Source organism: Arthrobacter sp. 131MFCol6.1 (assembly GCF_000374925.1).
Classification (GTDB): Bacteria; Actinomycetota; Actinomycetes; order Actinomycetales; family Micrococcaceae; genus Arthrobacter.
Window position 1 is genome coordinate 34,696 of the sequence record NZ_KB895553.1, and the last position, 23,475, is coordinate 58,170.

Genomic DNA, 23,475 nt, shown 5'->3' on the forward strand with positions numbered 1-23,475 from the left:
CGATGATCACGAAAACAGGAGAGCAGGGACTGCAGATGGCCGAATTGACCATCAACGCCGACGACGTCCGTAATGCGTTGAACGAGTTCGCGGCGTCCTACGAACCCGGAAACGCAGAGCGCGTAGAGGTCGGCCGTGTAACAACCGCAGGTGACGGCATCGCCCGTGTTGAGGGCCTTCCCTCGGTCATGGCGAACGAGCTGCTTCGCTTCGAAGACGGCACGCTGGGCCTGGCCCAGAACCTCGACGTCCGCGAGATCGGCGTCATCATCCTCGGTGACTTCACCGGAATCGAAGAAGGCCAGGAAGTCCACCGCACCGGGCAGGTTCTGTCCGTGCCGGTTGGCGACGCCTTCCTCGGCCGCGTGGTTGACCCGCTGGGCCAGCCCATCGATGACCTCGGCGAGATCAAGGCCGAGACCACCCGTGCCCTGGAACTCCAGGCACCCGGCGTGACCCAGCGTAAGTCGGTCCACGAGCCGATGCAGACCGGGCTCAAGGCTATCGACGCCATGATCCCGATCGGCCGCGGCCAGCGCCAGCTGATCATCGGTGACCGCCAGACCGGCAAGTCCGCCATTGCCATCGACACGATCATCAACCAGAAGGCCAACTGGGCTTCCGGCGACGTGAAGAAGCAGGTGCGCTGCATCTACGTGGCGATCGGCCAGAAGGCATCCACGATCGCAGCCGTCCGCCAGACCCTCGAGGACAACGGCGCCCTGGAATACACCACGATCGTGGCTTCCCCGGCGTCCGACCCCGCAGGCTTCAAGTACCTGGCACCGTACGCCGGTTCGGCCATCGGCCAGCACTGGATGTACGGCGGCAAGCACGTCCTCATCGTGTTTGATGACCTGTCCAAGCAGGCCGAGGCCTACCGTGCAGTGTCGCTGCTGCTCCGCCGCCCGCCGGGACGCGAAGCCTACCCGGGCGACGTCTTCTACTTGCACTCCCGTCTGCTGGAGCGTTGTGCCAAGCTCTCCGACGAGCTCGGTGCAGGCTCGATGACCGGTCTGCCGCTGATCGAGACCAAGGCGAACGATGTTTCCGCCTACATCCCGACCAACGTGATCTCCATCACCGATGGCCAGATCTTCCTGCAGTCGGACCTCTTCAACGCCAACCAGCGCCCCGCTGTCGACGTCGGTGTGTCCGTCTCCCGTGTTGGTGGCGCCGCCCAGGTCAAGTCCATGAAGAAGGTCTCCGGTACCTTGAAGCTGGAACTGGCCCAGTACCGCGACATGCAGGCCTTCGCCATGTTTGCCTCGGACCTGGACGCCGCATCGCGCCAGCAGCTGACCCGCGGTGCACGCCTGATGGAACTGCTCAAGCAGGGCCAGTACTCGCCGTTCCCGGTCGAGAACCAGGTCGTCTCCATCTGGGCTGGCACCAACGGCCACCTCGACGAGGTTCCGGTTGAAGACATCAACCGCTTCGAGACCGAGTTCCTGGAGCACCTCAAGCACAAGTCCTCCATCCTGACGACGCTGGCCCAGACCAACGTCATGGACGATGACACCGCTGAAGCACTGAAGACCGCAATCGTGGACTTCAAGAAGGGCTTCTTCGGCGAGGGAGACAACCTCCTGGTCGGTGCGGGGCACGAGGAGCACGCCCCCATCGGCGAGGATCAGGTCGACCAGGAAAAAATCGTCAAGCAGAAGCGCTAGTTTCGCTGGCAGGGACTGCCGGGACCCGCACGGGTTCCGGCAGTCCCGGCCATCGGGATCTTAGGAAAGGATAAGTATGGGAGCCCAGATCCGGGTCTACCGCCAGAAGATCAGCTCGACGACGTCGATGCGCAAGATCTTCAAGGCGATGGAACTGATCGCTACCTCGCGCATCGGCAAGGCCCGCGCACGCGTAGCAGCTTCACTGCCTTACGCGAACGCGATCACGCGTGCCGTTTCTGCTGTCGCAAGCCAGAGCGAAATCGACCACCCGCTGGTCACCGAGCCGGCGCAGATCCGCCGGGCCGCCGTCCTGGTCATCACCTCGGACCGTGGCCTCGCGGGATCTTACTCGGCGAGTGTCCTCAAGCAGGCCGAAGGCCTCAACGAGCTGCTCCACGGGGAAGGCAAGGAAGTCAAGACGTTCCTGGTCGGCCGCAAGGCGCAGGCGTACTTCGACTTCCGGAACCGTGAATACGCTCGCGTATGGACCGGCAACACGGATGCACCGGAGTTTGCGACCGCCCGCGAAGTCAGTGAAGCACTGCTGGCCGAATTCGCTACCGCCTACGAAGAGGGCGGCGTCGACGAAATCCACGTCGTCTACACCCGCTTCAAGTCGATGGTGACCCAGGAGCCGACGGTCGTCCGTCTGCTGCCGCTCGAGGTTGTCGAAGAGAAAGCCGCGTCCGAATCGGACCTGCTACCCCTCTACGAATTCGAGCCGGAAACGGAGCAGGTCCTCGATGCCCTGCTGCCGCGCTACATCGAATCACGTATCTTCGCCGCCATGTTGCAGGCAGCAGCTTCCGAGCTCGCAGCCCGCCAGCGTGCGATGAAGTCCGCCGGCGACAACGCGACGGATCTCATCAAGAAGTACACGCGTCTGCGCAACACTGCCCGTCAGGCTGAAATTACGCAGGAGCTTTCCGAAATCGTTGCCGGTGCCGACGCGTTGTCCGCGTCCTAGCCAGCACGAGCCCGGATCCAGCTGTACCTGCACCAAGAGATAAACTTAACCCCACGCCATCTACTGAGTGAAGTGAGAGAGATGACTGCCACTGCTACCGATCACGTAGCCGCAACGTCCGGTGCTACCGGTCGTATTGCACGTGTTATTGGCCCGGTTGTCGACGTCGAATTCCCGGCTGACGCAATCCCCTCGATTTACAACGCACTCACCACCGAGATCACTCTCAACGGTGAGACCCGAACCATCACGTTCGAGGTTGCCCTGCACTTGGGTGACAACCTGATCCGTGCCATCTCCCTCCAGGCCACCGACGGACTTGTCCGCGGTACCAACGTGGTGGACACCGGTGCCCCGATCTCCGTGCCCGTGGGCGACGGCGTCAAGGGCCACATCTTCAACGTGCTGGGCCAGCCCCTCGACGTTGCCGAGTCCGAACTCCAGATCAGCGAACGCTGGCCTATCCACCGCAAGGCTCCGGCCTTCGCGACCCTGGAAGGCTCCACCGAGATGCTGGAAACCGGCATCAAGGTGATCGACCTCCTCACCCCGTACATCAAGGGTGGCAAGATCGGCCTGTTCGGTGGTGCCGGCGTCGGCAAGACCGTGCTGATCCAGGAAATGATCACCCGTGTGGCCCGCAACTTCGGTGGCACCTCGGTGTTCGCCGGTGTCGGCGAGCGTACCCGTGAAGGTAACGACCTCTGGGTCGAAATGGAAGAGGCCGGCGTTCTCAAGGACACCGCCCTTGTGTTCGGCCAGATGGACGAGCCGCCGGGAACGCGTCTGCGCGTTGCACTGTCCGCCCTGACCATGGCGGAGTACTTCCGCGATGTGCAGAACCAGGACGTGCTGCTCTTCATCGACAACATCTTCCGCTTCACCCAGGCAGGCTCCGAGGTTTCCACCCTCCTCGGCCGCATGCCGTCGGCCGTGGGCTACCAGCCCAACCTGGCTGACGAGATGGGTCTCCTCCAGGAGCGCATCACGTCCACCAAGGGCCACTCCATCACCTCGATGCAGGCCATCTACGTTCCCGCAGATGACTACACCGACCCGGCTCCGGCCACGACCTTCGCACACCTCGACGCGACCACGGAACTTTCCCGTGAAATCGCCTCCCGTGGTCTGTACCCGGCCGTTGACCCGCTGACGTCGACCTCGCGCATCCTGGATCCGCAGTACATCGGCCACGACCACTACAACACGGCCGTCCGCGTCAAGCAGATCCTGCAGAAGAACAAGGAACTTCAGGACATCATCGCCATCCTCGGCGTTGACGAACTCTCTGAAGAAGACAAGATCGTCGTGTCGCGTGCACGCCGCATCCAGCAGTTCCTCTCGCAGAACACCTACACCGCCAAGCAGTTCACCGGCGTCGAAGGCTCCACCGTGTCCATCAAGGACACTGTTGAAGGCTTCACCGCTATCTGCGACGGCGACCTTGACCACGTTGCAGAGCAGGCGTTCTTCAACGTCGGCGGCCTGGACGACGTCGAGCGCCAGTGGGCCAAGATCCAGGAACAGACCAAGTAATATGGCTGAGCTTGAGGTTGAGATTGTCGCAGCGGACCACTTCGTGTGGTCCGGAGCGGCCAAGATGGTCAAGGCCCGCACCAGCGATGGTGAAATCGGAATCCTGCCCGGCCACTCGCCCCTGCTGGCGATTCTGGCCGAAGGTGAGCTGGCAATCGAGCCGGTATCCGGTGACCGCATCGCTGTAGTTGTTGACGGGGGATTCTTCTCTGTCGACAACAACAGGGTGGTCATTGTTGCTGACAACGCCCAAATGGGCGAAGCGGCTACTGCGGGGATCCGCTAGCACGACCTTGATGAACGATATTGGTTTGCCGTTCATCGTCCTGGCAACTGCGTTTGCGTTGCTGGTATTTGCACTGTGCCTTTCGGGGGTGCGCCGCTTCAATCTGCGGCGCGCCCTCGGCACGGTGGACGCCTCCATCTGCACGGCTGGAAAAAGCTGGCAGATGGGGGTTTGTCGTTATCAGGACAACGACCTCGAGTGGTTCCGCTTGGTCTCACTCAGCGTCCGGCCCAAGCACACTTTCCGGCGCAGCTCGCTGGAGCTGCTTGGCCGGCGCAAGCCCACCGAATCCGAGCTCCTCAAGGTCCAGCCCGACGCCGTGATCGTGGAGCTCCGCTACGAGGGGCAGCAGGTCCTCCTCGCCATGCGCTTCGATGCCTACACGGGGTTGTCATCCTGGCTTGAGGCCGGACCCGTTATCGGCGTCGGCACCTGGCGCTAGCCCCGGTGGACTACCTCGATGGCCTCAGCCTGGTCGACGGCCCGGTGGTGTGGCTCGCGTGGGCTGCCGCCGCGGCGGGCCTGGCCTACCTCCTCCGGCACGCCGCCCTCCGGCGCACGGGTTTTGCCCACACCGGCCGCCGGCCGCCCGGCGCGGCCGTGGCCGTCGCGGCTGCCGTGACCCTGATCGCCGCCGCGCTCGTCGCGGCCGTGCACTGGTTCCTGCTCTATGCCGTCACGGTCTTCCCTGCCGAACTGCCGGGGGAGACCCTCGCCTGGTCCGTTGCCGGCGTCGTCGCCCTGCTCCTGTGGCTCATGCGCCTGCTGGGACTCTGGGGCCGCGGACGGGGCGGCACCAATCCGGGCGGCACGAATCCGGGCGGCACGAATCCGGGCGGCACCCATCGCTGGCGTTCAAGCGCAGCAGCCACGGCGGCCCTCCTGGCCGTCCTCGCGCTGTCCGCCGTCCAGATCAACATCTACTTTGGCCTGAACCACACTGTGGGCGACCTCACCGGAGCCGCCGCAGCCCGGATCCAGCCGCTCGAGGCGGACCTGACGCGCGCCGCCGGTGTCCCCGCCGCCACCGGGCTGGCCCACTGGCAGGCACCGGCCCACCTTCCCGACGGCGTCATCCGCAAGGCGGTCATCCCCGGCACCGTCTCCGGCTTCCAGAGCCGGGACGCCTACATCTACCTCCCCCCGGCCTACCTGAGTTCGCCCCGGCCCGCGCTGCCGGTGCTGGTCCTCTTTTCCGGCCAGCCGGGCAGCCCTGCCGACTGGCTGACCGGCGGCGCACTCCGGAGCCGGCTGGACCGCTTCGCCGCGGAGCACGCCGGGGTGGCGCCCGTAGCGGTGGTGGTCGATCCCAACGGCTCGCCGTCGGGAAACACGCTGTGCCTCGACAGCCGGATTGCCCGGGCGGACACCTTCCTGGCGCGGGACGTGCCGGACTGGATCAACCGCACGCTCGACGTCGACCCGGATCCCCGGCAGTGGGCCGCGGGCGGATTCTCCTTCGGCGGCACATGCGCCATGCAGATGCTCACGCGGCATCCCGCCGTCTACACCGCCGCCCTGGCCTTCTCCAGCGAGGAGGAGCCGGCCCTCGCGAAGGTGCGTGCCAAGACCATCGAGGCCTCCTTTGGCGCCGACACCGCGGCCTTCGACCGGCTGACCCCGCTGCGCGTCATGGCGGAAAACCGCTTCGACGGCCACGGCGTGTACTTCGCCGCCGGGGACCGCGACCCGCAGTTCAGCGGCTATATGGACGTGCTCTCCGAGGCGGCCCGCCGGGCCGGGTTCGGCGTCGAAACACACCGGATCGCCAACGCGGGGCACTCCTGGGACGTGGCATCCGGCGGCCTTCCCGGCGGCCTGGACTTCCTGGCCCGGCGCTGGGGGATCGCGCCATGAGCCAATCCAAGACCGGCAGCCCCCGGACCGCGGCGGGCCCTGGGCCGGAGGCCCCGCCGTTCCAGGGCGTCTGGCGCCAGGGCATGCGCCGGACGCTGGCGCACTTCCGTGCCGTACCCTTCACGCTGGCGGTCCTCGCGGTCTTCCTCGGTGCCGGGGCCGTCACCGGCAGCTTCCTGTCGGGCCCGCCCGACGCCCTGCTGCCCATCGCGTCCGTCAACGCTGCCGGGCTGAAGGCGGGGCACTGGTGGTCCTTGTTCACCTCATTGTTCTTCGCCACCAACCTGCTGGCCTACCTCGCCGCGTCCCTGATGATCCTCCTGCTGCTGGGTCTCGCTGAACGGCATCTGGGGACGCTGCGGACGGCCGTGTTCTTCTTTGTAGGCCAGTTCGCTGCTGTAACGGTCTTCCTGCTGGTCACCCAGCTGGCCCGGTATCTCGGCGACGGCTGGCTGGGGCTCATGGTCAATGCCCGGCTGATCGGCCCCTACGCCGCCATCCTGGCCGTGACATTGGCCGCCAGCGGGCTGCTGCCCACGCTGTGGCAACGCAGGCTGCGGACCGCCGTCCTGTCCGCGTCCCTGCTGCTGGTGCTCTACGTCGGGCACCCGGAGACGGTGGTGGGGCTCGCCGGCGCCCTTGCCGGCCTGGCCGCGGGCTGGTGGATCCAGGGCGACCGGGGGACCCTGCACCGGCACCGTTCAACGGGACGCGAAACACGCAACCTGCTGGCGCTCACGGTCGCGATCTTCGCGGTGGGGCCGATCCTCACGGCCGCTGTCAGCAGCCCCACCGGGCCCCTGGCCCTGTTGCGCGACGTCGTTCTGAACCCGCTGCCCACGCTGGGCCAGCTGGAGCAAAACTGCGGCGGAACGGTTGACGTCAGCTGCCTGGAGGCAGGCCGGGCCGGACTCGCCGGTCCGCTGGGCCTCGCGCTGGCAGTTGTCCCGGTGGTCCTGCTGTTGATCTGTGCGGACGGCATGCGGCAGGGCCGCCGCCTGGCCCTGCGGATCGCCATCATCGTCCAGCTCGGCGTTACAGCCCTGGCAGCCGTGTACCTGGCCCTGTTCGCCCGCATTCCGCACTACCCCAACCGGCCGCACACGGCTGTGATGGGCTCCGGCTTCGTCCACGTCCTTCCGCTCGTCGCCGTTCCGTTGCTGCTCGCTGTGCTGCTCTGGCTAAACCGCCGGCAGTTCCGCGTGGAGACGGCTCCGCAGGCCAGACGGATCCTGGGCATCGTGGTCGGCGGCACATGGCTGGTGCTCGCCGGGACCTACGCGGTGGCCTGGCTCGCCGCCGGCGGAATGGACCGCGACGGGGGAGTGCTGGGCCTCGCGGCGGAACTCGCCCGGCAGTACCTGCCGCTGCCCATTCCGGGCGCCTACAGCCGGCTGTTCCAGAACCGTAACGCCGTGGAGTCCTTCCTGTTCGCCTACGCCGGCATCATCTTCTGGGGGGTGGCCCTGGCGGCGGTCTGGTTGGTGCTGCGGCGGCGGCTGCACGGTACCGGACTGAACAGCACCGACGTCGGTTCCGGGGACCGGGACACGGCCCGTGACCTGATCCGCCAGGGCGGGGACTCACTGTCCTGGATGGCGCTCTGGGAACCGAACAAATACTGGTTTACGCCGGACCGGCGCAGCGGCGTGGCCTACCAGCAGCACGGCAACGTGGCCCTGACGCTGGCGGGCCCGTTCGGCCCCGCCGCCCTCCGCGAGGAGACCGCGGCGGGTTTCATGCGCTACTGCGCCGAACACGCCCTGATCCCGTGTTTCTACTCCTGCACCGCCGGGCTCTGGCCGATGCTCCGGGCCCGCGGATTCCGCCGCGTGGCCGTGGCCCAGGAAACCAGGCTCGCCGTGCGCGAACTGGAGTTCAAGGGCAAGGAATGGCAAAACGTCCGCACCGCCCTGAACCGGGCCGCGAAGACCGGTGTCCAGGCCGTGTGGGGGCGCTACAGCGAATTCCCGGCCCCGCTGCGGACCCAGCTCAGCGAGGTTTCCGAAGAATGGGCGGCACAAAAGCACGTGCCGGAGATGGGCTTCACGCTCGGCAGCATCGACGAGCTCGACGACGACGAGGTGCTGTGCTGCCTGGCGGTGGACGCCGACGGACGCGTGCAGGGCGTCACGAGCTGGCTGCCGGTGTATGCGGACGGACAGCTCGTGAGCTGGACCCTGGACTTCATGCGCCGGCGCGGGGACGCGTTCCCGGGTGTCATGGAGTTCCTCATCGCGTCCGCCGTGCTGGAGCTCAAGCGCACGGTTGAGGTGATCTCCCTGTCCGGCTCGCCGCTGGCGAAGGACCGTGACGGAGACGTCGCCGGCGGCAGCGACTCCGAGGACAGCGACTCCGGGGACAGCGACTCCGGGCCGGAGGGGCTGGCCGGGATCCTGGACGTCGTGGGCCGGGCCCTGGAACCCGTCTACGGCTTCCGTTCGCTGGCAACCTTCAAGTCGCGTTTCAAACCGGACTACCGCACGTTGTACCTCTACTACCAGGATCCGCTGCAATTGCCCGCGATGGGCCGGGCCCTGAGCCGCGCATACCTTCCCGGGTTGTCCGTCCGGCAAAGCGCCCGCCTGCTGCGCACGTTGGTGAGATAGGCGGGGCCGGCGGATTAGTGCCCGGCGTGAGTGCGCAATTCGGCTGAAGAATGCATCCGGCACAATGCGGAGGACCTGAAACGCCGCGCCCAAGAATGCACAAAAAATGATCCCCGGCACAAATGCCGGGGATCATTCCTTGTGCGGAAATGCCTAAAGACTTCCCGACTGGAGACTAGACCAGCGTTACGCCGGTGGCCTGGGGGCCCTTGGCGCCCTGGCCGATCTCGAACTGAACACGCTGGTTCTCGTCGAGGGTCTTGAAGCCGCCGGTCTGGATCTCGGAGTAGTGAACGAAGACATCGCCATCGGAGTCATCCGGGGTGATGAAGCCGAAGCCCTTTTCTGCGTTGAACCACTTGACGGTTCCCTGAGCCATTTGTTTCTCCTCATTGTGGATCTTGAATAAATCCGGCGCACTTCGCACCGGACTTGGTCACTCTGCGAGAAGAACCTTTGGCAACGGAACCGGATTCACGGACCGTGCGGCAGGAGCTTCACGCTCGCAACATGTCTTGCGAGCATGAAAAACACCTACACAAAGACTTGTATAAGAATTTCATGACACTTGCGTCAGGTCAACGGGCGAACGGAAGAATTGCATAAAAATTGTGCAAAGAACGGCTTAACGCGAATCGTCACCGCGGAAAGCCTGCCGCGGGGTGCCTAAAAGAGCCGGGATTCGCTGTCGTCAACGCCGCGCATGGCGTCGTAGTCCAGGGTGACGCAGTCGATTCCGCGGTCCTTCGCGAGGACCTTGGCCTGCGGCTTGATCTGCTGGGCTGCGAAGATTCCCCGGACCGGGGCCAGCAGTGGGTCCCGGTTCAGCAGTTCCAGGTACCGGGTGAGCTGCTCGACGCCGTCGATGTCGCCCCGGCGCTTGAGCTCAATGGCCACGGTGGCGCCGTCCGCGTCCCGGGCCAGGATGTCCACGGGGCCGATCGCGGTGAAATACTCCCGGCGGATCAGCGAGAACCCGGTGCCGAGCAGTTCGATCTGGGCGGCCAGGAGCCGCTGGAGGTCCGCCTCGACGCCGTCCTTGATCAGGCCCGGGTCCTGGCCCAGCTCGTGGGAGGTGTCGTGCAGCTGCTCGTGGATGTTGATGATGAGCCGGTCATCGGTCTTGGCCGACTGGACCGTCCACTGCTCGACGACGCCGACCTCGACGTCGACCTCATCCGGTGTGGAGACCCGCAGGGACGCAGGAGGGCTCATCCAGTTCAGCGGCTTGTAGGACCCGCCGTCGGAATGGACCAGGACCGAACCGTCGGCCTTCACCAGCAACAGCCTGGTGGCCAGCGGCAGGTGGGCTTTGAGGCGGCCGACGTAATCAACGGAGCAGCGGGCTATGACTAAACGCACCCGGTCCACTCTACCGCCTGCGCGGGCGGCGGCGTGGCGGGGGAGGCAAGGAGCGGCAGCCGGACTGGGGCAGAATGGAGGCATGCCCCGTTCCAACCGACCCCGCCGCGCCGGCTCTGCGAAGACAGGCTCTGGCAAGGGCGCAGCGCCCGGAAAGAGCAAAGCCGGCGGAGCCAAGCACGGCCCGGCACCGGAACTTGACCTGGAGCGCGCCCGCTCAGGGTTCGCCCGCCGGGAGAGCGCACCGGACGGCGAATGGATGGTCCGCCCCATCACCGCGGGCCGTGCCGAGAAGACCTACATCTGCCCGGGCTGCTCCACCGCCGTGCTGCCGGGGATCGCGCACCTGGTGGTCTGGTCCGAGGACCACCTCTTTGGCGCCGCCGCGGGTCTCGCCGAACGGCGCCACTGGCACAGCAACTGCTGGACATCGCGGAGCTACCGGTATCGCTAAGCTGGTCAGCATGAGCTTTGATCCCGCGTCGTACGTCTTCACCCAGCCCTCTGCTCCCACTGCCATCCGTGCTTCCACCGTCCTGCCGGCCCGCCGCGAGAACGTCGAACTGCGCACGTCGGACGGACACCGGCTGGTGGGAGAGCTCGCCGTGCCGGAATCCGGCGGGATCAAGGCAACGCTCATCACGCTGCACCCGCTGCCGACGCACGGCGGCTTCATGGATTCACACCTCTACCGCAAGGCCTCCTACCGGCTGCCCGCCCTCGCCGGCATCGCCGTCCTGCGCTTCAACACGCGCGGCACGTCTTCGCCGCGGGGGACCAGCGGGGGAGCCTTCGAGGAAGGCATCGGCGAGCGTCTCGACGTCGAGGCCGCCGTGCAGTTCGCCGTGGACCGGGGCCTGCCGAACCGGTGGCTGGTGGGCTGGTCCTTCGGCACCGAGCTGGCCCTGATGTACGGCGCCGCCGAGCCCGTCGCCTCGGAAATCGAGGGGGCCGTGCTGCTCTCGCCCCCGCTGCACCGGGCCACGGACGTGCACCTGAAGGAGTGGGCCGAGTCCGGCAAACCGCTGAAGGTCCTGGTCCCGGAGCACGACGACTACCTGCAGCCGGCGGCTGCGGCCACGAGGTTCGCGCTGGTGCCGCAGGCACAAGTGCTGGGGGTCGACGGCGCCAAACACCTGTGGGTGGGGGAGAAGTACGCCGGGCGGGTGCTCAATGAAATCGTGGACGAGGTCATCCCCGGCGGCGCCGCAGGGGGTGCCGGAACGGTGCTGCCGCAGGAATGGGACGGGCCGGTCGCCACGGCACACGCCTGAGCCGCATAGAGAAAACCGCGCCGAAAAAGGACAGCCGCACCGTGGATCCACGGTGCGGCTGTCCTTTTTCGGCGCGGAAACCGGTTAGCGGCTGTCCTGGCGGGCGATGAAGATTTCCTTGACCAGCAGCAGGATCGCCGCCGCAGTGGGGATGGCGATAAGGGCCCCGAGCACGCCGAGCAGGCTGCCGCCGGCGATGACTGAGATGACGGCGACGGCGCCGGGGACCGCCACGGCCTTCTGCATGATCCGCGGCGAGATGAAGTAGGCCTCGAACTGGAGGTAGGCGAAATAGCAGATGGCAAAGACAAGCGCCGTCTGCCAGCCGGCGGTCAGTGCCACGATCGTCACCAGGAACCCGGCGATCATGCCGCCCACCAGCGGGATGAACGCCAGCAGGGCCACCACGAATGCCAGCAGCGTGGCGAACGGAACTCCGATGACCGACATCACGATGAAGGCGAAGGTGGCGTTCAGCACTGCCACCGCGGCCTGGCCGATCACGTAGTTGCCCACCGAACCGGTGATTTCCTCGGCCAGGGCTTCGACCCGGGGCCGGCGCGAGCGCGGCGCGAGCCGGTAGCCCCACTTCTTCATGGCGGGAAGGGCTGCGAGGAAGTACAGGCTCAGGACCAGCACGATCAGCGCGCCGAACAGCCCGTTGGCCACGGTGGAGCCGAAGCCGACAACTCCGCCAAAGATGCCGCCCATGGCCTCGGGGTTGTTGACGAACTTCTCCAACTCCTGGCTGATGCGGTCCCGGATGCCGAACTGGCTGTCAACGCTCCGGAAGAATTCCGAGTCGATGAACTCCTGGACCCACTTGGGAGCCTGCTGCACGATCTGCGTCACCTGCTGCACGATCGTGGGGATCAGGGTGGCGAAAAATGCGGCAACTGCCACGGCCAGGGCGGACACAGACAAGAGGATGCCGGCGGCCCGGGGGACATTCCGGTGTTCGAGCCAGCGCACCACCGGGTCCAGCCCCAAGGTGATGAACAGCGCCGTGATGATCCACAAGAGCAGCTGCGTCGTGTTCGAACCGATCCAGTAGACCAGGAGCGCGACACCAACGCCGACCGTACCCATGAAGCCCATGTACAGGGGGTGCTGGGTGGACATCCGGGGACCGGGACTGCCGAACGGGGCATCGGACCCGTCCCCGGCAACAGCCTCATGCTCCGGGGGCATCTCGAAGCGGATTCTCGGCTGGGCCCCCGGCAGGGGCTGGCGCAGGCGCCGGGCCGCGGACAGGAGGACATTTGCCGCGGCAATCCGGGGGCGGGAGGTTGTGGGCCGGGGACTGGAAGCGTGCTGCTCGGGGCCGGGTTCCGGGCTGTCGGATTCCTGCGCTTCTATTGGTCCGGCGGAGGACGAATCCGTATGTTCAGTCACTGCGTTGAATGCCCTTAATTCCTTGCGGCGCCACACAGGCGGCACTGGTGTGATGATCACCGCAAACACTATCAGCAGGCTTGTCAGCTCAAGGGCGGAGCGCCCCCGCGGGCACCGCTCACGGGGGCCGCCCGGGTCCCCGATCTGACTCGCGGGTAACAAAATGGTTACTATTGAAGCTAACTGTCCGCTGATGATAGGTAGTATTTTGCGTTTCAAGACTGCAGTCGCCCTGGTGCTGCTCGGCCTCCTGACACTCCTGGCCGGGATTGGCCAGAAGACGTTCTGGGCTCCCCCGGAGACGATTACGGCCACCGCTCCGGCCGGCACGGCCGCGCCGCTGACCGTTTTCGAGGAGAAGCTGAGGACTCTGCACCCCGGGACCGTGAAGATCCAGGTCAAGGGTGAAGGGGCCTTCCTGCTGGCCGCGGGACGGCCGGACGACGTCGACGCCTGGGTGGGTAAGACGGCCCACAACACCGTCGACGGCGTCTCGGAGGACGGCAAGGCGCTGCAGCTGACGCATACCGACGGCGAAGCTACCGCGCCGTCGCCCGCCGGATCGGATCTTTGGGTCACCACCGAGAACGCCACCGGCGAAATGGACTACGCGTGGAACGCGCCGGCCGACGGCGACTGGTCCCTCCTCCTCGCGGCGGACGGCACCAAGCCCGCCCCGAGCTCCATCACGATGACTTTCCCGAACGACACCTCCACGCCCTGGGCCATTCCGCTCATGGTGCTCGGCGGCCTGCTGATCATCGCCGGCGGGGCGCTGTTGGTCCTCAAACCGAAGTCAGGCAACCGTTCAGGCAACGGCACCGGCGGCAGCACGTTCGCCCGCCGCGCGCAGGCCAAGGCCGCGGCACGCCGCGGGGATCAGGGCCCGGCAGCAAGCACCCAGGAAACCGCAGCCCCCGAGACTGCACCGCAGCCGGCCACCCCCGAGAAGACAGTTCCGGAGAAAGCAGGGCCGGAGAAAACCGCGCCGGAGAAAGCAGCGGCCGGTCAGAAGAAGGGTTCCGGCACCGCTCGCCGTTCCGGCATCGTGGTGGCCGTGCTGACCGCCGCTGCCGTCGCCGGAACGTCTGTGGCCGCCCAGGCCAGCCAGACGCCGTCGCCCAGTGCCCCGGCCTCCAGCGCCCCGGCCTCCGACGGCGCTACGCCGGGCAGTTCCGCTGAGGGCCAGACCGGCGATGCGCCGGTGCTGCTGGACGCGCAGTTCCGCCGCGTCCTGGAACAGGTTGCCGGTGCCGTCGATGCCGGAGACGCTGCCAAGGACGCCGCAAAGCTGGCGCCGCGGGTGGCCAACTCCGAACTCCAGGTGCGCACACAGAACTACAAGATCCGCTCGCAGGTCGGCTCCTACGAGGCCCGGATGCCTGTCCGCTCCACTAAGCTGCTGACCACGGTGGTCACCAACAAGCGCAGCTGGCCGCGCTCGGTCATGGCTGTGACGCAGGGCGAGGGCAACGTCGTCCCGCAGCTGCTGACCCTCACCCAGGCCTCCCCGCGGGAGAACTACAAGCTGGTCAGCAGCACCCCGCTGCAGCCGGGTGCCACCTTCCCGGGGATCGGGCGGGCCGGCACGGAGACGCTGGCGCCCGCGGACAAGACCGGACTCGCGTACAGCGGCGACGAAGCCCTCGCCGGGCTCGGTGACCGCCTGACCAAGGCCGACTCCACGTTCAAGGACAAGCTCGTCGAAGGCCAGTCCTCCCCGTACATCGCGGACACGCTCGCCTACCAGGCCGACGTCGTCAAATCAGGCGTCAACGGCACCTTCGCCTTCACCCACAAGGCGGCCGCGGACAACACTGTCGTGTTCCGTACCGCTGACGGCGGGGCCCTGGTCCTGGGCCGGCTGAACTTCTCGTTCGACGGCACTCCGAAGGCCGACGGGGACAAGCTCACCATCGGCGACGACGCGGCCGCCCTGGCCGGCGGCAAGGAGACCAGCACCGGCATGGTGCTGGACTTCGCAGAGTCCGTGGCTGTCTATGTTCCGCCGGCCGGTTCCAAGGATCCGATGAAGCTCGTGGCTGCCACCCGCGGCCTGGTCGGGGCCAAGTTCAAGTAGCCCCCGCAGGAACCTGCCCCCGCTGAGAATCACGGCCGGGGCACAGCACCGCAGACGACCGGGCCGCCATCGCGGCCCGGTCGTTGCTGCGTGTGGCGTAGTGGATAGAGTGGAGCTATGACTACGCCAGCTTCCCGCCCGGTCCCGCCAGTTGCCGCCAGCCCGCTGAACCTGCGCGGCGCCGTCGATCTCTCCGCCCTGAAACAGCGGCCGGCGCCATCCGCACCCGGCGCTGCAGCCCCCGGCCCCGCCGGTGCTGCCGGTGCCCCGGCAGAGCGCCCGGCCGACCATGCAGGCCGGCCGTTGCGCGTGGATGTGACCGAGGGCAACTTCCAGGAGCTCGTGGACCTCTCGGCCCAGGTGCCCGTGGTGATTGCCCTCTGGGCCTCCTACTCGCCAGGCTCCGGCCAGATGGTGGACGTCCTCGAAGGCATCGTCGAGAGCTACGACGGCCGGCTGGTCCTCGGGGCCGCGGACATCGACGTCTTCCCGGAACTTGCCCAGGCATTCCAGGTCCAGGCCGTGCCGACCGCCGTCGCCGTCGTCAAGGGCCAGCCCGTTCCGCTCTTCCAGGGCGGCGCGGACGAACAGCAGGTACGCAGCCTGTTCGATGAACTCCTCAAGGTTGCGGCCGCCAACGGCGTGACCGGACAGATCGGTGCCGGCGGGCCCGGCGGTGCGGAACCGGAGGCACCGCCGTTGCCGCCGCTGCACCAGGCGGCGTTCGACGCGATCGAGGCCGGCGACTACGCGGCCGCGGCCGCCGCCTACCGTCAGGCCCTGAACGAGATGCCCGCCGACGCGGAGGCCAAGGCCGGCCTGGCGCAGGTGGAACTAATGGATCGCCTGCAGGCCATCTCCGGGCCCGAGGCGGATGCCCTGCGCCGGCTCGCCGCCGACGAGCCGGACAACCTCGAGGCCCAGCTCGGCGTTGCGGACCTGGACATCGCCGGCGGCCACATCGAGGACGGACTCGGCCGGATCGTGACGTTCATTGGCCGCAACTTCGGCCCGGAACGGGAGACCGCCCGGGTCCGGCTGCTGGAACTCTTCGACGTCGTCGGCACCGGTGACGGGCGCGTCGCCAAGGCCCGCCAGGGGCTGGCCCGGGTGCTCTTCTAGTGGGATCGGCACTCTTCGCGCCGCTGGATCTGAGGTCCCTGCGGCTGCAGCACCGCGGCTGGGTGTCCCCGATGTGCCAGTACAGCTGCGAACCCGAAACGGGCGAAGGCGTGCCCACCGACTGGCACCTCATGCACCTTGGCTCCTTTGCCACCGGGGGAGCGGCCCTGATCCTCACCGAGGCCAACTCCGTGAACGCCGCGGGCCGGATCAGCCCCCGCGACGCCGGCCTCTACAACGACGACCAGGCCGCGGCCTGGGAACGCATCACCGCCTTCGTGCACCGCCACGGCACCGCGGAGACCAAGATCGGCACCCAGCTGGCGCACGCCGGCCGGAAGGCGTCCTCCTACTGGCCGTTCTCCGGCGCGAAGGGCAGCGTGCCGGCGTCCGAGGGCGGCTGGGACACCGTGGGTCCTGGCACGGGCGCGTTTGACGGCTACGCGCCGCCGTCGGCCATGACGGAAGCGCAGATCGACGGCGTGATCGCCGATTTCGCCGCGGCCGCCGTGCGGGCCGTTGACACCGGGTTCGACACGATCGAAATCCATGGCGCGCACGGCTACCTGCTGCACCAGTTCCAGAGCCCGCTGGTCAACGACCGCACGGACCGCTGGGGCGGCGACGAGGCGGGCCGGAACAGGCTGACGCTTGCTGTGGTGGACGCCGTCCGCGCGGTCATCCCGGACTCCATGCCCCTGCTGCTGCGGATCTCGGCCTCGGACTGGGCGCCGGGCGGGATCGAGGCTGACGCCTCGGTCCGGATGGCCGCTGCCGCCGCCGAGCGCGGAGTGGACCTGGTGGACGTTTCCAGCGGCGGGGCCGTTGCCCACCAGCAGATTCCCGTGGGCCCCGGCTACCAGACCGGGTTCTCCGCCCGGATCCGGCGCGAAACCGGGGTCAGGACCGGCACGGTGGGACTCCTGACGTCCGCCGGGCAGGCCGAGCACGCGGTGGCCACCGGCCAGGCCGACGGCGTGTTCATCGCCCGTGCCGCACTGCGGGATCCGCACTGGTGGCTGCGGGCCGCGTTCGAGCTCGGCCATGACCTGGCGTGGCCGCCGCAGTACGAGCGCGCCCTGCCCCGGCATTCGTTCTAGAACCGGCATTCGTTCCAGAACCGGCCTTCATTCCAAAAGCAGTGGCCGGTTCCCGGGCGTGAAAACCTACGCCTTGCGGACGATCCTTTTCGCGCCGCCGGGCGGTTAGTCTGGCGTCATGACATTCCAACCCCCTGGCCAGCAGGGACAGCCAGCCCCGCCCGGCCCGTCTTCGCCGCCGGTTCCTGCCCTGTCCCTGCTTGGCCTCGCCAAGCGCTTTGGCGACAAAATCGCCGTCGACGGCATCAGCCTGGACGTTCCGGCCGGCTCCTTCTACGGGGTGGTCGGGCCCAACGGGGCCGGCAAGACCACCACTTTGTCCATGGCGACCGGCCTGCTGCGCCCCGACTTCGGCACCGCGCTGATCCACGGCGTCGACGTCTGGCAGCATCCGCTGGAGGCCAAGAAGCTGATGGGGATCCTGCCCGACGGCGTCCGGCTGTTCGACCGCCTCAGCGGCGAGCAGCTGGTCACCTATGCCGGCCTGCTGCGCGGAATGGACCGGGAAATGGTGGCGTCCCGGGTGGCGGAGCTGCTCGCGGCGCTGGACCTGGACAGTGACGCCGGCACGCTGGTGGTGGACTATTCCGCCGGCATGACCAAGAAAATCGCGCTGGCCTCGGCGCTGATCCACGCCCCGCGGCTCCTGGTCCTGGACGAGCCGTTCGAATCGGTGGATCCGATCTCCGCGGCGAACATCCGCGACATCCTGGACCGCTACGTTGCCTCGGGCGGAACGGTCATCGTCTCCAGCCACGTCATGGACCTGGTCCAGCGCATGTGCGACCACGTCGCCGTCGTCGCCGGCGGCCGGGTCCTCGCCGCGGGCACCGTGGAGGAAGTCCGCGCCGGCGCCAGCCTCGAGGACCGCTTCGTGCAGCTCGTGGGCGGCCGGAACCACACGGAGGGGCTGGAATGGTTGCGCACCTTCTGAGGCTCAAGCTGACCCTGCTGCGCAACAGCGTCCGGCGCAGCCCGTGGCAGCTGGTGGGCCTCGGGATCGGCGCCCTGTATGCCCTGGGAATCGTGGGTGTTTGCGTGGCCGGGCTGTTCGTCCTGCGCGGGGTGGAGATTGAACTCGCCCAGACCGTGGTGGTCCTCTGCGGCGCCACGGCACTGCTGGGCTGGGCCATCATTCCCGTCGCGGTCTCCGCCGCGGACATGACGCTGGACCCTGCCCGGTTCACCACCTTCGCCGTGCCCATGCCGCAGCTGCTGGCCGGGCTGGCGCTCGGCGGCCTGATCGGCATACCGGGTCTCGCAACCTCCCTGGTTGCACTCGCCACGGTGGGCACCTGGTCCCGCAGCCTGCCGGCCGCGGCCGGCGCCCTCGCCGGTGCTGTGCTGGGCGTGCTGAGCTGCATCGTGCTCTCCAAGGTCGTGACCACGGCCACGGCCGGACTGGCAAGCTCCCGGCGCTTCAAGGACATCAGCGCCGTCGCCTTCCTCATCCCGCTCGTGCTTACGGGTCCCATCGTGGCGGGCATTGCGAGGGGAATCGCCGGATCCGGCGATTTCCTGACCGGCCTGGCCCGGGCCCTGTCCTGGACGCCGGCCGGGGCGGCCTTCTCTCTCGGCGGCGAGCTCGCTGCCGGCAGCTACGCGGCCGCGGCCGTGAAATTCCTCATCGCCGTGGCCACACTGGCGGGCCTGGCCCTGGCGTGGAAGCTCCTGCTGCAGCGCGCCCTCGTGACCCCGCCGTACGCCGGGACGTCCAAGCGCCGGACCGGCGGCACGGGCCTGTTCGGGCTGTTCCCGGCGACACCGGCCGCCGCCGTCGCCGCGAGATCCCTGTACTACTGGCTGCGCGACCCCCGCTACGCCGGCGCGCTCGTGGTCGTTCCGCTCCTGCCGGTGCTGTTCCTCTTCCAGGGCAGCCAGAGCGGGTTCTACGGCCCGTTCCAGTTTGTCGGGCCGCTGACGGCCTTCCTCCTGTCCTGGTCGATCTCCACGGACGTCTCCTATGACAGCACCGCCTTCGCCCTGCACGTGGCCACGGGGGTGCGCGGCGCCGACGACCGGCTCGGCCGGGCGCTGGCGTGCCTGAGCTTCGCGCTGCCGGTGGTGGTCCTCTTCAGCGTCGGTCCGTTCTTCTTCACCGGCGACTGGGACAAGCTGCCCGCGGTCCTGGGCCTCTCCCTCGGTGTCCTCTTCACCGGCCTGGGTCTGGCGTCGGTGATCTCGGCGCGCTACACCGTGAGCGTCCCGCTGCCGGGGGACAGCCCGTTCAAGAAGCCTCCGGGCAACGTGGCCCAGACCCTCGCCGTGCAGTTCGGCGGCATGGCCGTCCTCATGGTCCTCGTGGCGCCCGAGGCGGCGCTCGTGGCCGCGCAGTTCATCACCGGCAGCCCCGTGCCGGGCTGGATCACTCTGGTTCTCGGGCCCGTGCTGGGCCTGGCACTCTTCGCCGTCGGCATCCGGACCGGCGGAGCATGGCTGGACCGGCGGGCACCGGAGCTGCTGGCACAACTGGCCGTCAACCGCTGACGGGTGCATGCTGGGAGTGCGCAGACTCGGACACCAGGTAGGCCAGCAAAGGCAGGATCATGGAAGTTGTCATCCTTCCCGGCAGCAAACAGATCGCGTCGCTTGCCGCCGATGCGGTGGAGGCCCTTCTCCGCCGCAAGCCCGACGCCGTGCTGGGTCTGGCGACCGGTTCCACGCCGCTGCCGGTCTACACCGAACTGGCGGCCCGGCACGAGCGGGCCGGCCTGGATTTCAGCCGGGTCCGCGCCTTCGCCCTGGACGAGTACGTGGGACTGCCGGCCGGCCATCCGGAGTCCTACCGCGAGGTGATCGCGCGCGAATTCACCGCCCGGGTGAACATCAGCCCGGACAACGTCCACGTGCCCGACGGCGCCGCGGCGGACATCCCGGCGGCCTGCCGGGCCTATGAAGACGCCATCCGCGACGCCGGGGGAGTGGACCTTCAGCTCCTCGGCGTCGGAACGGACGGCCACATCGGGTTCAACGAACCAGGTTCGTCGCTGGCGTCCCGGACGCGGATCAAGACCCTGATCGAGCAGACACGCCGGGACAACGCACGGTTTTTCGGCAGCCTGGCCGACGTGCCGCACCACGTCCTGACCCAAGGCCTGGGCACCATCCTGGATGCCCGCCACGTGATCCTGGTTGCCACCGGCGCGCAGAAAGCCCAGGCCGTCCGGGACCTCGCGGAAGGCCCCGTCGCCGCCATCTGTGCGGCCTCCGTGCTGCAGTTGCACCCGCACGCCACCATCCTCCTGGACGAGGCGGCGGCGTCGTCGCTGCGGCTGGCGGATTACTACCGCCACAGCTACGACCACAAACCCGCCTGGCAGGGCCTCTAGGCCCCGCCGCCGGCACCCGGCAGGTCCGGCGGCGCCCTTCCTACGGCTAAGATGGGTGTCATGACTAGCATGACCGATCCTCTCGAAAACGATCCGATGCGCGAGCTCTCCGGAGCCGGGACGTCAACGGCCACGATCGAGCGCGAGGAACTGCGCCAGGAAGTTGAGCCCGGTGACCGGGAACGCTTCTCGCACTACGTGCGCAAGGAAAAGATCATGGAATCGGCGCTGACCGGTGAACCGGTGATCGCGCTCTGCGGCAAGGTCTGGACTCCGGGCCGGGACCCGCAGAAGTTCCCCGTCTGCCCCGAATGCAAGGAAGTCTACGAGGGCCTGCGCCCCGGAAACGACGGCGGCAAGGGCTCCGGCGACAAGTAAGGGCAATCAACGGAACAACAGGTTCCGTTAGCCGTCCCCGGACGGCGTTTCCCCATGGCGGCGCGCCGTCGCGCCCCTGATTTTCTGCTTTCCTGATTGCCGGTCCGTGCTGTCCGGGTTCCGCCCGGTGCGGGGTTCCGCCGGGTCCATCCGAAAAAGATTGGTGTTTTTGTGCTTAATTGGGTTTCTCCGTCGGCTGCAGCCATGCGCGGATGGAGGGCGCCTTAATGACGGAGACACTTTTCGGCGGACCCACGCTGCCCCCCGCCTATCCCGAGCGGGCCGCCTGGGGCACCGCCCCCAAGCTGCGCGCCTGGCAGCAGGAGGCGCTGGACAGCTACTTCAGCACCCATCCCAAGGATTTCCTTGCGGTCGCAACCCCCGGCGCGGGTAAAACCACCTTCGCCCTGCGCGTGGCGTCCATGCTCATCGAGTCCGGCGTGGTCAACCGCGTGACCATCGTGGCGCCCACCGACCACCTGAAGCGCCAGTGGGCCGACGCCGCTGCCCGGGTCGGCATCGCGATCGACCCGAACTTCAAGAATGCCGACGGCCAGCACGGCCGCGGGTTCATCGGCGTCGCCGTGACCTACGCCCAGGTGGCCAGCAAGCCCATGCTGCACCGGGCCAAGACCGAAGCCGCCCGCACGCTGGTGATCCTGGATGAAATCCACCACGGCGGCGAGGCCCTGTCCTGGGGCGACGGCCTTCGTGAGGCGTTCGACCCGGCGGCCCGGCGGCTTTCCCTGACGGGCACCCCGTTCCGTTCGGATACCTCGCCCATCCCGTTCGTGGAGTACGCCGAGGACCGCGACGGGATCCGGCGCTCCAAGGCCGACTACACCTACGGCTACGGCAAGGCGCTGCGCGACCACGTGGTCCGCCCGGTGATGTTCATGGCGTACTCCGGCCAAATGCGCTGGCGCACGAGCGCCGGGGACGAGATGGCCGCCTCGCTCGGGGAGTCGGCCGTCACGAAGGACATCACCTCCCAGGCATGGCGCACCGCGCTGAACCCGGCCGGCGAATGGATCCCCGCGGTCCTGGCCGGCGCGGACAAACGTCTCAGCGAGGTCCGGCGCAGCGTTCCGGATGCCGGCGGCCTGGTCATTGCCACCGACCACGAGGACGCCCGCGCGTACGCCGGCCAGCTGAAGAAGATCACCGGCGAATCGCCCACCGTCATCCTCTCCGACGACGCGAAGGCCTCCAGCAAGATCGAGGAATTCACCGCCAGCGAGAAGCGCTGGATGGTGGCCGTCCGGATGGTTTCCGAAGGCGTGGACGTTCCCCGGCTGTCTGTCGGCGTCTACGCCACCTCGACCTCCACCCCGCTGTTCTTCGCCCAGGCCGTCGGGCGCTTCGTGCGTGCCCGCAAGCGCGGCGAGACGGCGTCGGTCTTCCTGCCCTCGGTGCCGCAGCTGATGGCGCTGGCCAACTCGATGGAGGCCGAGCGCGACCACGCGCTGGACCGCCCGGAGAAGGAAGACAGCGACGGCCTCTTCAATCCAGAGGACTCGCTCATGGACGAGGCGAACCGCGAGGAGAAGGCCTCCGACTCCCTGATGAAGGGCAAGTTCGAGGCCCTCGACTCCCAGGCGTCCTTTGACCGGGTGCTCTTCGACGGCGGCGAGTTCGGCACCGGCGGCGAGGTGGGCTCGGAGGACGAGCTCGACTTCCTCGGGATCCCCGGCCTGCTGGACGCCGAACAGGTCGGCACGCTGCTGCGCCAGCGCCAGCACGAGCAGCTGAACCGGAAGAACAGGCGCTCCCCGCAAGCTGATGCCTCGAGTGCCGCCGCGGCGGCCGCCCCGGCCGTCCCGGACCACCGGATGCTCATGGACCTGCGCACCGAGCTGGCCAAGAACGTCGCGGCCTGGTCGGCCCGCACCGGGACCCCGCACGGCGTCATCCACACCAAGCTCCGGACCGTCTGCGGCGGCCCGGCCGTCGCACAGGCCAACGAGGAACAGCTGCAGACACGTCTGCGCAAGCTCCAGGACTGGTTCATCGGCCGGAAGTAGCCCCGCGCAGGGTTATGGGCAGGAGCATGAGCAAAGGCCACTAGGCGCAGGGCAACGAGCAGAGGGACCAGTTCACTGTGAACTGGTCCCTCTGCTGTTTACTCTGCTGTGAATTTTGCTTCGACTACTGGCCGGCGCCGCAGACCTGGCCGTAGGTCTGCCCTGCCGCGGTGTAGTCGGCCTTCATGTCCTCGAGCTTGGCGGTGTCCGGGGAGGGCTTGGCCGACTCGTCGAAGTATTCGATGATGGTCTGCAGCGGAGCCTGCAGGTCCTCGGAGGCCGCCGCCTTGATGGGCCGCAGCTGGTTGGCCACCCTGGTCATGCCGGCTTTGTCCGACGTGGCCGACTGGGCGGAGACCACGGTCTTGACCCGGGCGCAGGTTTCCTCGTTGGTCAGCTGCGGCGTGGCCGAGCAGCCGGCCGCGCCGAGCAACGCTCCGACGGCAATCAGGACGGTCAGGGTCTTCTTCATGGTGTACT

Annotated in this window: 21 protein-coding genes; 17 read left to right on the top strand and 4 right to left on the bottom strand. The window is 67.9% G+C overall.

The window, feature by feature from the left end:
• The first annotated feature begins 35 nt into the window (after window positions 1-35).
• From atpA to C566_RS0117815, 7 genes are all read left to right on the top strand, one after another.
• A complete protein-coding gene (gene atpA / locus C566_RS0117785; RefSeq protein ID WP_026266817.1) occupies window positions 36-1,673 on the top strand; it encodes a F0F1 ATP synthase subunit alpha in 1,638 nt (545 codons plus the stop codon).
• 76 nt (window positions 1,674-1,749) lie between these two features.
• Entirely contained in the window at window positions 1,750-2,643 is an 894-nt protein-coding gene (locus C566_RS0117790) for a F0F1 ATP synthase subunit gamma (protein ID WP_018775709.1), read from the top strand.
• A gap of 81 nt (window positions 2,644-2,724) precedes the next feature.
• Window positions 2,725-4,179, top strand: coding sequence for a F0F1 ATP synthase subunit beta (atpD, locus tag C566_RS0117795; RefSeq protein ID WP_018775710.1), 1,455 nt, complete (start codon window positions 2,725-2,727; stop codon window positions 4,177-4,179).
• A gap of 1 nt (window position 4,180) precedes the next feature.
• Window positions 4,181-4,465, top strand: coding sequence for a F0F1 ATP synthase subunit epsilon (locus C566_RS0117800; protein ID WP_018775711.1), 285 nt, complete (start codon window positions 4,181-4,183; stop codon window positions 4,463-4,465).
• Window positions 4,466-4,475: 10 nt separating this feature from the next.
• Entirely contained in the window at window positions 4,476-4,907 is a 432-nt protein-coding gene (locus C566_RS0117805) for a DUF2550 domain-containing protein (RefSeq protein WP_026266818.1), read from the top strand.
• A gap of 5 nt (window positions 4,908-4,912) precedes the next feature.
• Entirely contained in the window at window positions 4,913-6,322 is a 1,410-nt protein-coding gene (locus C566_RS0117810) for an alpha/beta hydrolase (protein ID WP_018775713.1), read from the top strand.
• An 83-nt stretch (window positions 6,323-6,405) separates the two neighbouring features.
• Window positions 6,406-8,931 (top strand): bifunctional lysylphosphatidylglycerol flippase/synthetase MprF, encoded by a 2,526-nt coding sequence (locus C566_RS0117815; RefSeq protein ID WP_043467370.1) that lies wholly within the window; start codon window positions 6,406-6,408, stop codon window positions 8,929-8,931.
• Between the two features lie 175 nt (window positions 8,932-9,106).
• On the opposite strand, the gene C566_RS0117820 is transcribed toward C566_RS0117815, so the two are convergent.
• The gene (locus C566_RS0117820; protein ID WP_011692441.1) at window positions 9,107-9,310 is read right to left on the bottom strand and encodes a cold-shock protein; all 204 of its coding nucleotides are present in this window, start codon (window positions 9,308-9,310) and stop codon (window positions 9,107-9,109) included.
• A 287-nt stretch (window positions 9,311-9,597) separates the two neighbouring features.
• Window positions 9,598-10,293: an endonuclease NucS gene (gene nucS, locus C566_RS0117825; protein ID WP_026266819.1), complete on the bottom strand. Its 696-nt coding sequence runs from the start codon at window positions 10,291-10,293 to the stop codon at window positions 9,598-9,600.
• A gap of 82 nt (window positions 10,294-10,375) precedes the next feature.
• On the opposite strand from nucS, the gene C566_RS0117830 reads away from it, so the two are divergent.
• Entirely contained in the window at window positions 10,376-10,747 is a 372-nt protein-coding gene (locus tag C566_RS0117830; RefSeq protein WP_018775716.1) for a hypothetical protein, read from the top strand.
• Window positions 10,748-10,757: 10 nt separating this feature from the next.
• Window positions 10,758-11,567 carry an alpha/beta hydrolase gene (locus C566_RS0117835; RefSeq protein WP_018775717.1) on the top strand — a complete coding sequence of 270 codons (810 nt, stop codon included), beginning with the start codon at window positions 10,758-10,760 and terminating at the stop codon, window positions 11,565-11,567.
• A gap of 84 nt (window positions 11,568-11,651) precedes the next feature.
• Here C566_RS0117835 and C566_RS0117840 read toward each other — a convergent pair whose 3' ends face one another.
• A complete protein-coding gene (locus C566_RS0117840; RefSeq protein WP_018775718.1) occupies window positions 11,652-12,962 on the bottom strand; it encodes an AI-2E family transporter in 1,311 nt (436 codons plus the stop codon).
• A 193-nt stretch (window positions 12,963-13,155) separates the two neighbouring features.
• Here C566_RS0117840 and C566_RS0117845 point away from each other — a divergent pair, with 193 nt between their 5' ends.
• The 8 genes from C566_RS0117845 (at window position 13,156) to C566_RS0117880 (ending at window position 22,995) form a co-directional block, all read left to right on the top strand.
• The gene (locus C566_RS0117845; RefSeq protein WP_051082358.1) at window positions 13,156-15,042 is read left to right on the top strand and encodes a hypothetical protein; all 1,887 of its coding nucleotides are present in this window, start codon (window positions 13,156-13,158) and stop codon (window positions 15,040-15,042) included.
• A gap of 117 nt (window positions 15,043-15,159) precedes the next feature.
• The gene (locus C566_RS0117850; protein WP_018775720.1) at window positions 15,160-16,164 is read left to right on the top strand and encodes a tetratricopeptide repeat protein; all 1,005 of its coding nucleotides are present in this window, start codon (window positions 15,160-15,162) and stop codon (window positions 16,162-16,164) included.
• Window positions 16,164-17,264, top strand: a complete 1,101-nt coding sequence (locus C566_RS0117855; protein ID WP_018775721.1) for an NADH:flavin oxidoreductase/NADH oxidase — start codon at window positions 16,164-16,166, stop codon at window positions 17,262-17,264. The genes C566_RS0117850 and C566_RS0117855 overlap by 1 nt, the downstream gene beginning before the upstream one ends.
• A 118-nt stretch (window positions 17,265-17,382) precedes the next feature.
• Entirely contained in the window at window positions 17,383-18,198 is an 816-nt protein-coding gene (locus C566_RS0117860) for an ABC transporter ATP-binding protein (RefSeq protein ID WP_018775722.1), read from the top strand.
• Entirely contained in the window at window positions 18,180-19,751 is a 1,572-nt protein-coding gene (locus tag C566_RS0117865) for a hypothetical protein (protein WP_018775723.1), read from the top strand. The genes C566_RS0117860 and C566_RS0117865 overlap by 19 nt, the downstream gene beginning before the upstream one ends.
• A 59-nt stretch (window positions 19,752-19,810) precedes the next feature.
• Window positions 19,811-20,593: a glucosamine-6-phosphate deaminase gene (gene nagB / locus C566_RS0117870; protein ID WP_018775724.1), complete on the top strand. Its 783-nt coding sequence runs from the start codon at window positions 19,811-19,813 to the stop codon at window positions 20,591-20,593.
• 60 nt (window positions 20,594-20,653) lie between these two features.
• The gene (locus C566_RS0117875) at window positions 20,654-20,971 is read left to right on the top strand and encodes a DUF3039 domain-containing protein (RefSeq protein ID WP_370122952.1); all 318 of its coding nucleotides are present in this window, start codon (window positions 20,654-20,656) and stop codon (window positions 20,969-20,971) included.
• A gap of 227 nt (window positions 20,972-21,198) precedes the next feature.
• Complete coding sequence (locus C566_RS0117880; RefSeq protein ID WP_018775726.1) at window positions 21,199-22,995, top strand: DEAD/DEAH box helicase; 1,797 nt, start codon at window positions 21,199-21,201, stop codon at window positions 22,993-22,995.
• 124 nt (window positions 22,996-23,119) lie between these two features.
• On the opposite strand, the gene C566_RS0117885 is transcribed toward C566_RS0117880, so the two are convergent.
• On the bottom strand, window positions 23,120-23,467 hold the full coding sequence (locus tag C566_RS0117885) for a hypothetical protein (RefSeq protein WP_018775727.1): 348 nt from the start codon (window positions 23,465-23,467) through the stop codon (window positions 23,120-23,122).
• Window positions 23,468-23,475: the final 8 nt, after the last annotated feature.

Bases quoted from the DNA above. Each gene is read 5' to 3' on its own strand.
- C566_RS0117790 (WP_018775709.1), top strand. From the start codon at position 1,750: ATGGGAGCCCAGATCCGGGTCTACCGCCAGAAGATCAGCTCGACGACG.
- nagB (WP_018775724.1), top strand. From the start codon at position 19,811: ATGGAAGTTGTCATCCTTCCCGGCAGCAAACAGATCGCGTCGCTTGCC.
- C566_RS0117805 (WP_026266818.1), top strand. From the start codon at position 4,476: ATGAACGATATTGGTTTGCCGTTCATCGTCCTGGCAACTGCGTTTGCG.
- C566_RS0117875 (WP_370122952.1), top strand. From the start codon at position 20,654: ATGACTAGCATGACCGATCCTCTCGAAAACGATCCGATGCGCGAGCTC.
- C566_RS0117830 (WP_018775716.1), top strand. From the start codon at position 10,376: ATGCCCCGTTCCAACCGACCCCGCCGCGCCGGCTCTGCGAAGACAGGC.
- C566_RS0117800 (WP_018775711.1), top strand. From the start codon at position 4,181: ATGGCTGAGCTTGAGGTTGAGATTGTCGCAGCGGACCACTTCGTGTGG.
- C566_RS0117815 (WP_043467370.1), top strand. From the start codon at position 6,406: ATGCGCCGGACGCTGGCGCACTTCCGTGCCGTACCCTTCACGCTGGCG.
- C566_RS0117885 (WP_018775727.1), bottom strand. From the start codon at position 23,467: ATGAAGAAGACCCTGACCGTCCTGATTGCCGTCGGAGCGTTGCTCGGC.
- C566_RS0117850 (WP_018775720.1), top strand. From the start codon at position 15,160: ATGACTACGCCAGCTTCCCGCCCGGTCCCGCCAGTTGCCGCCAGCCCG.
- atpD (WP_018775710.1), top strand. From the start codon at position 2,725: ATGACTGCCACTGCTACCGATCACGTAGCCGCAACGTCCGGTGCTACC.
- C566_RS0117820 (WP_011692441.1), bottom strand. From the start codon at position 9,310: ATGGCTCAGGGAACCGTCAAGTGGTTCAACGCAGAAAAGGGCTTCGGC.
- C566_RS0117860 (WP_018775722.1), top strand. From the start codon at position 17,383: ATGACATTCCAACCCCCTGGCCAGCAGGGACAGCCAGCCCCGCCCGGC.
- C566_RS0117835 (WP_018775717.1), top strand. From the start codon at position 10,758: ATGAGCTTTGATCCCGCGTCGTACGTCTTCACCCAGCCCTCTGCTCCC.
- C566_RS0117865 (WP_018775723.1), top strand. From the start codon at position 18,180: ATGGTTGCGCACCTTCTGAGGCTCAAGCTGACCCTGCTGCGCAACAGC.
- atpA (WP_026266817.1), top strand. From the start codon at position 36: ATGGCCGAATTGACCATCAACGCCGACGACGTCCGTAATGCGTTGAAC.
- C566_RS0117880 (WP_018775726.1), top strand. From the start codon at position 21,199: ATGACGGAGACACTTTTCGGCGGACCCACGCTGCCCCCCGCCTATCCC.
- C566_RS0117845 (WP_051082358.1), top strand. From the start codon at position 13,156: ATGATAGGTAGTATTTTGCGTTTCAAGACTGCAGTCGCCCTGGTGCTG.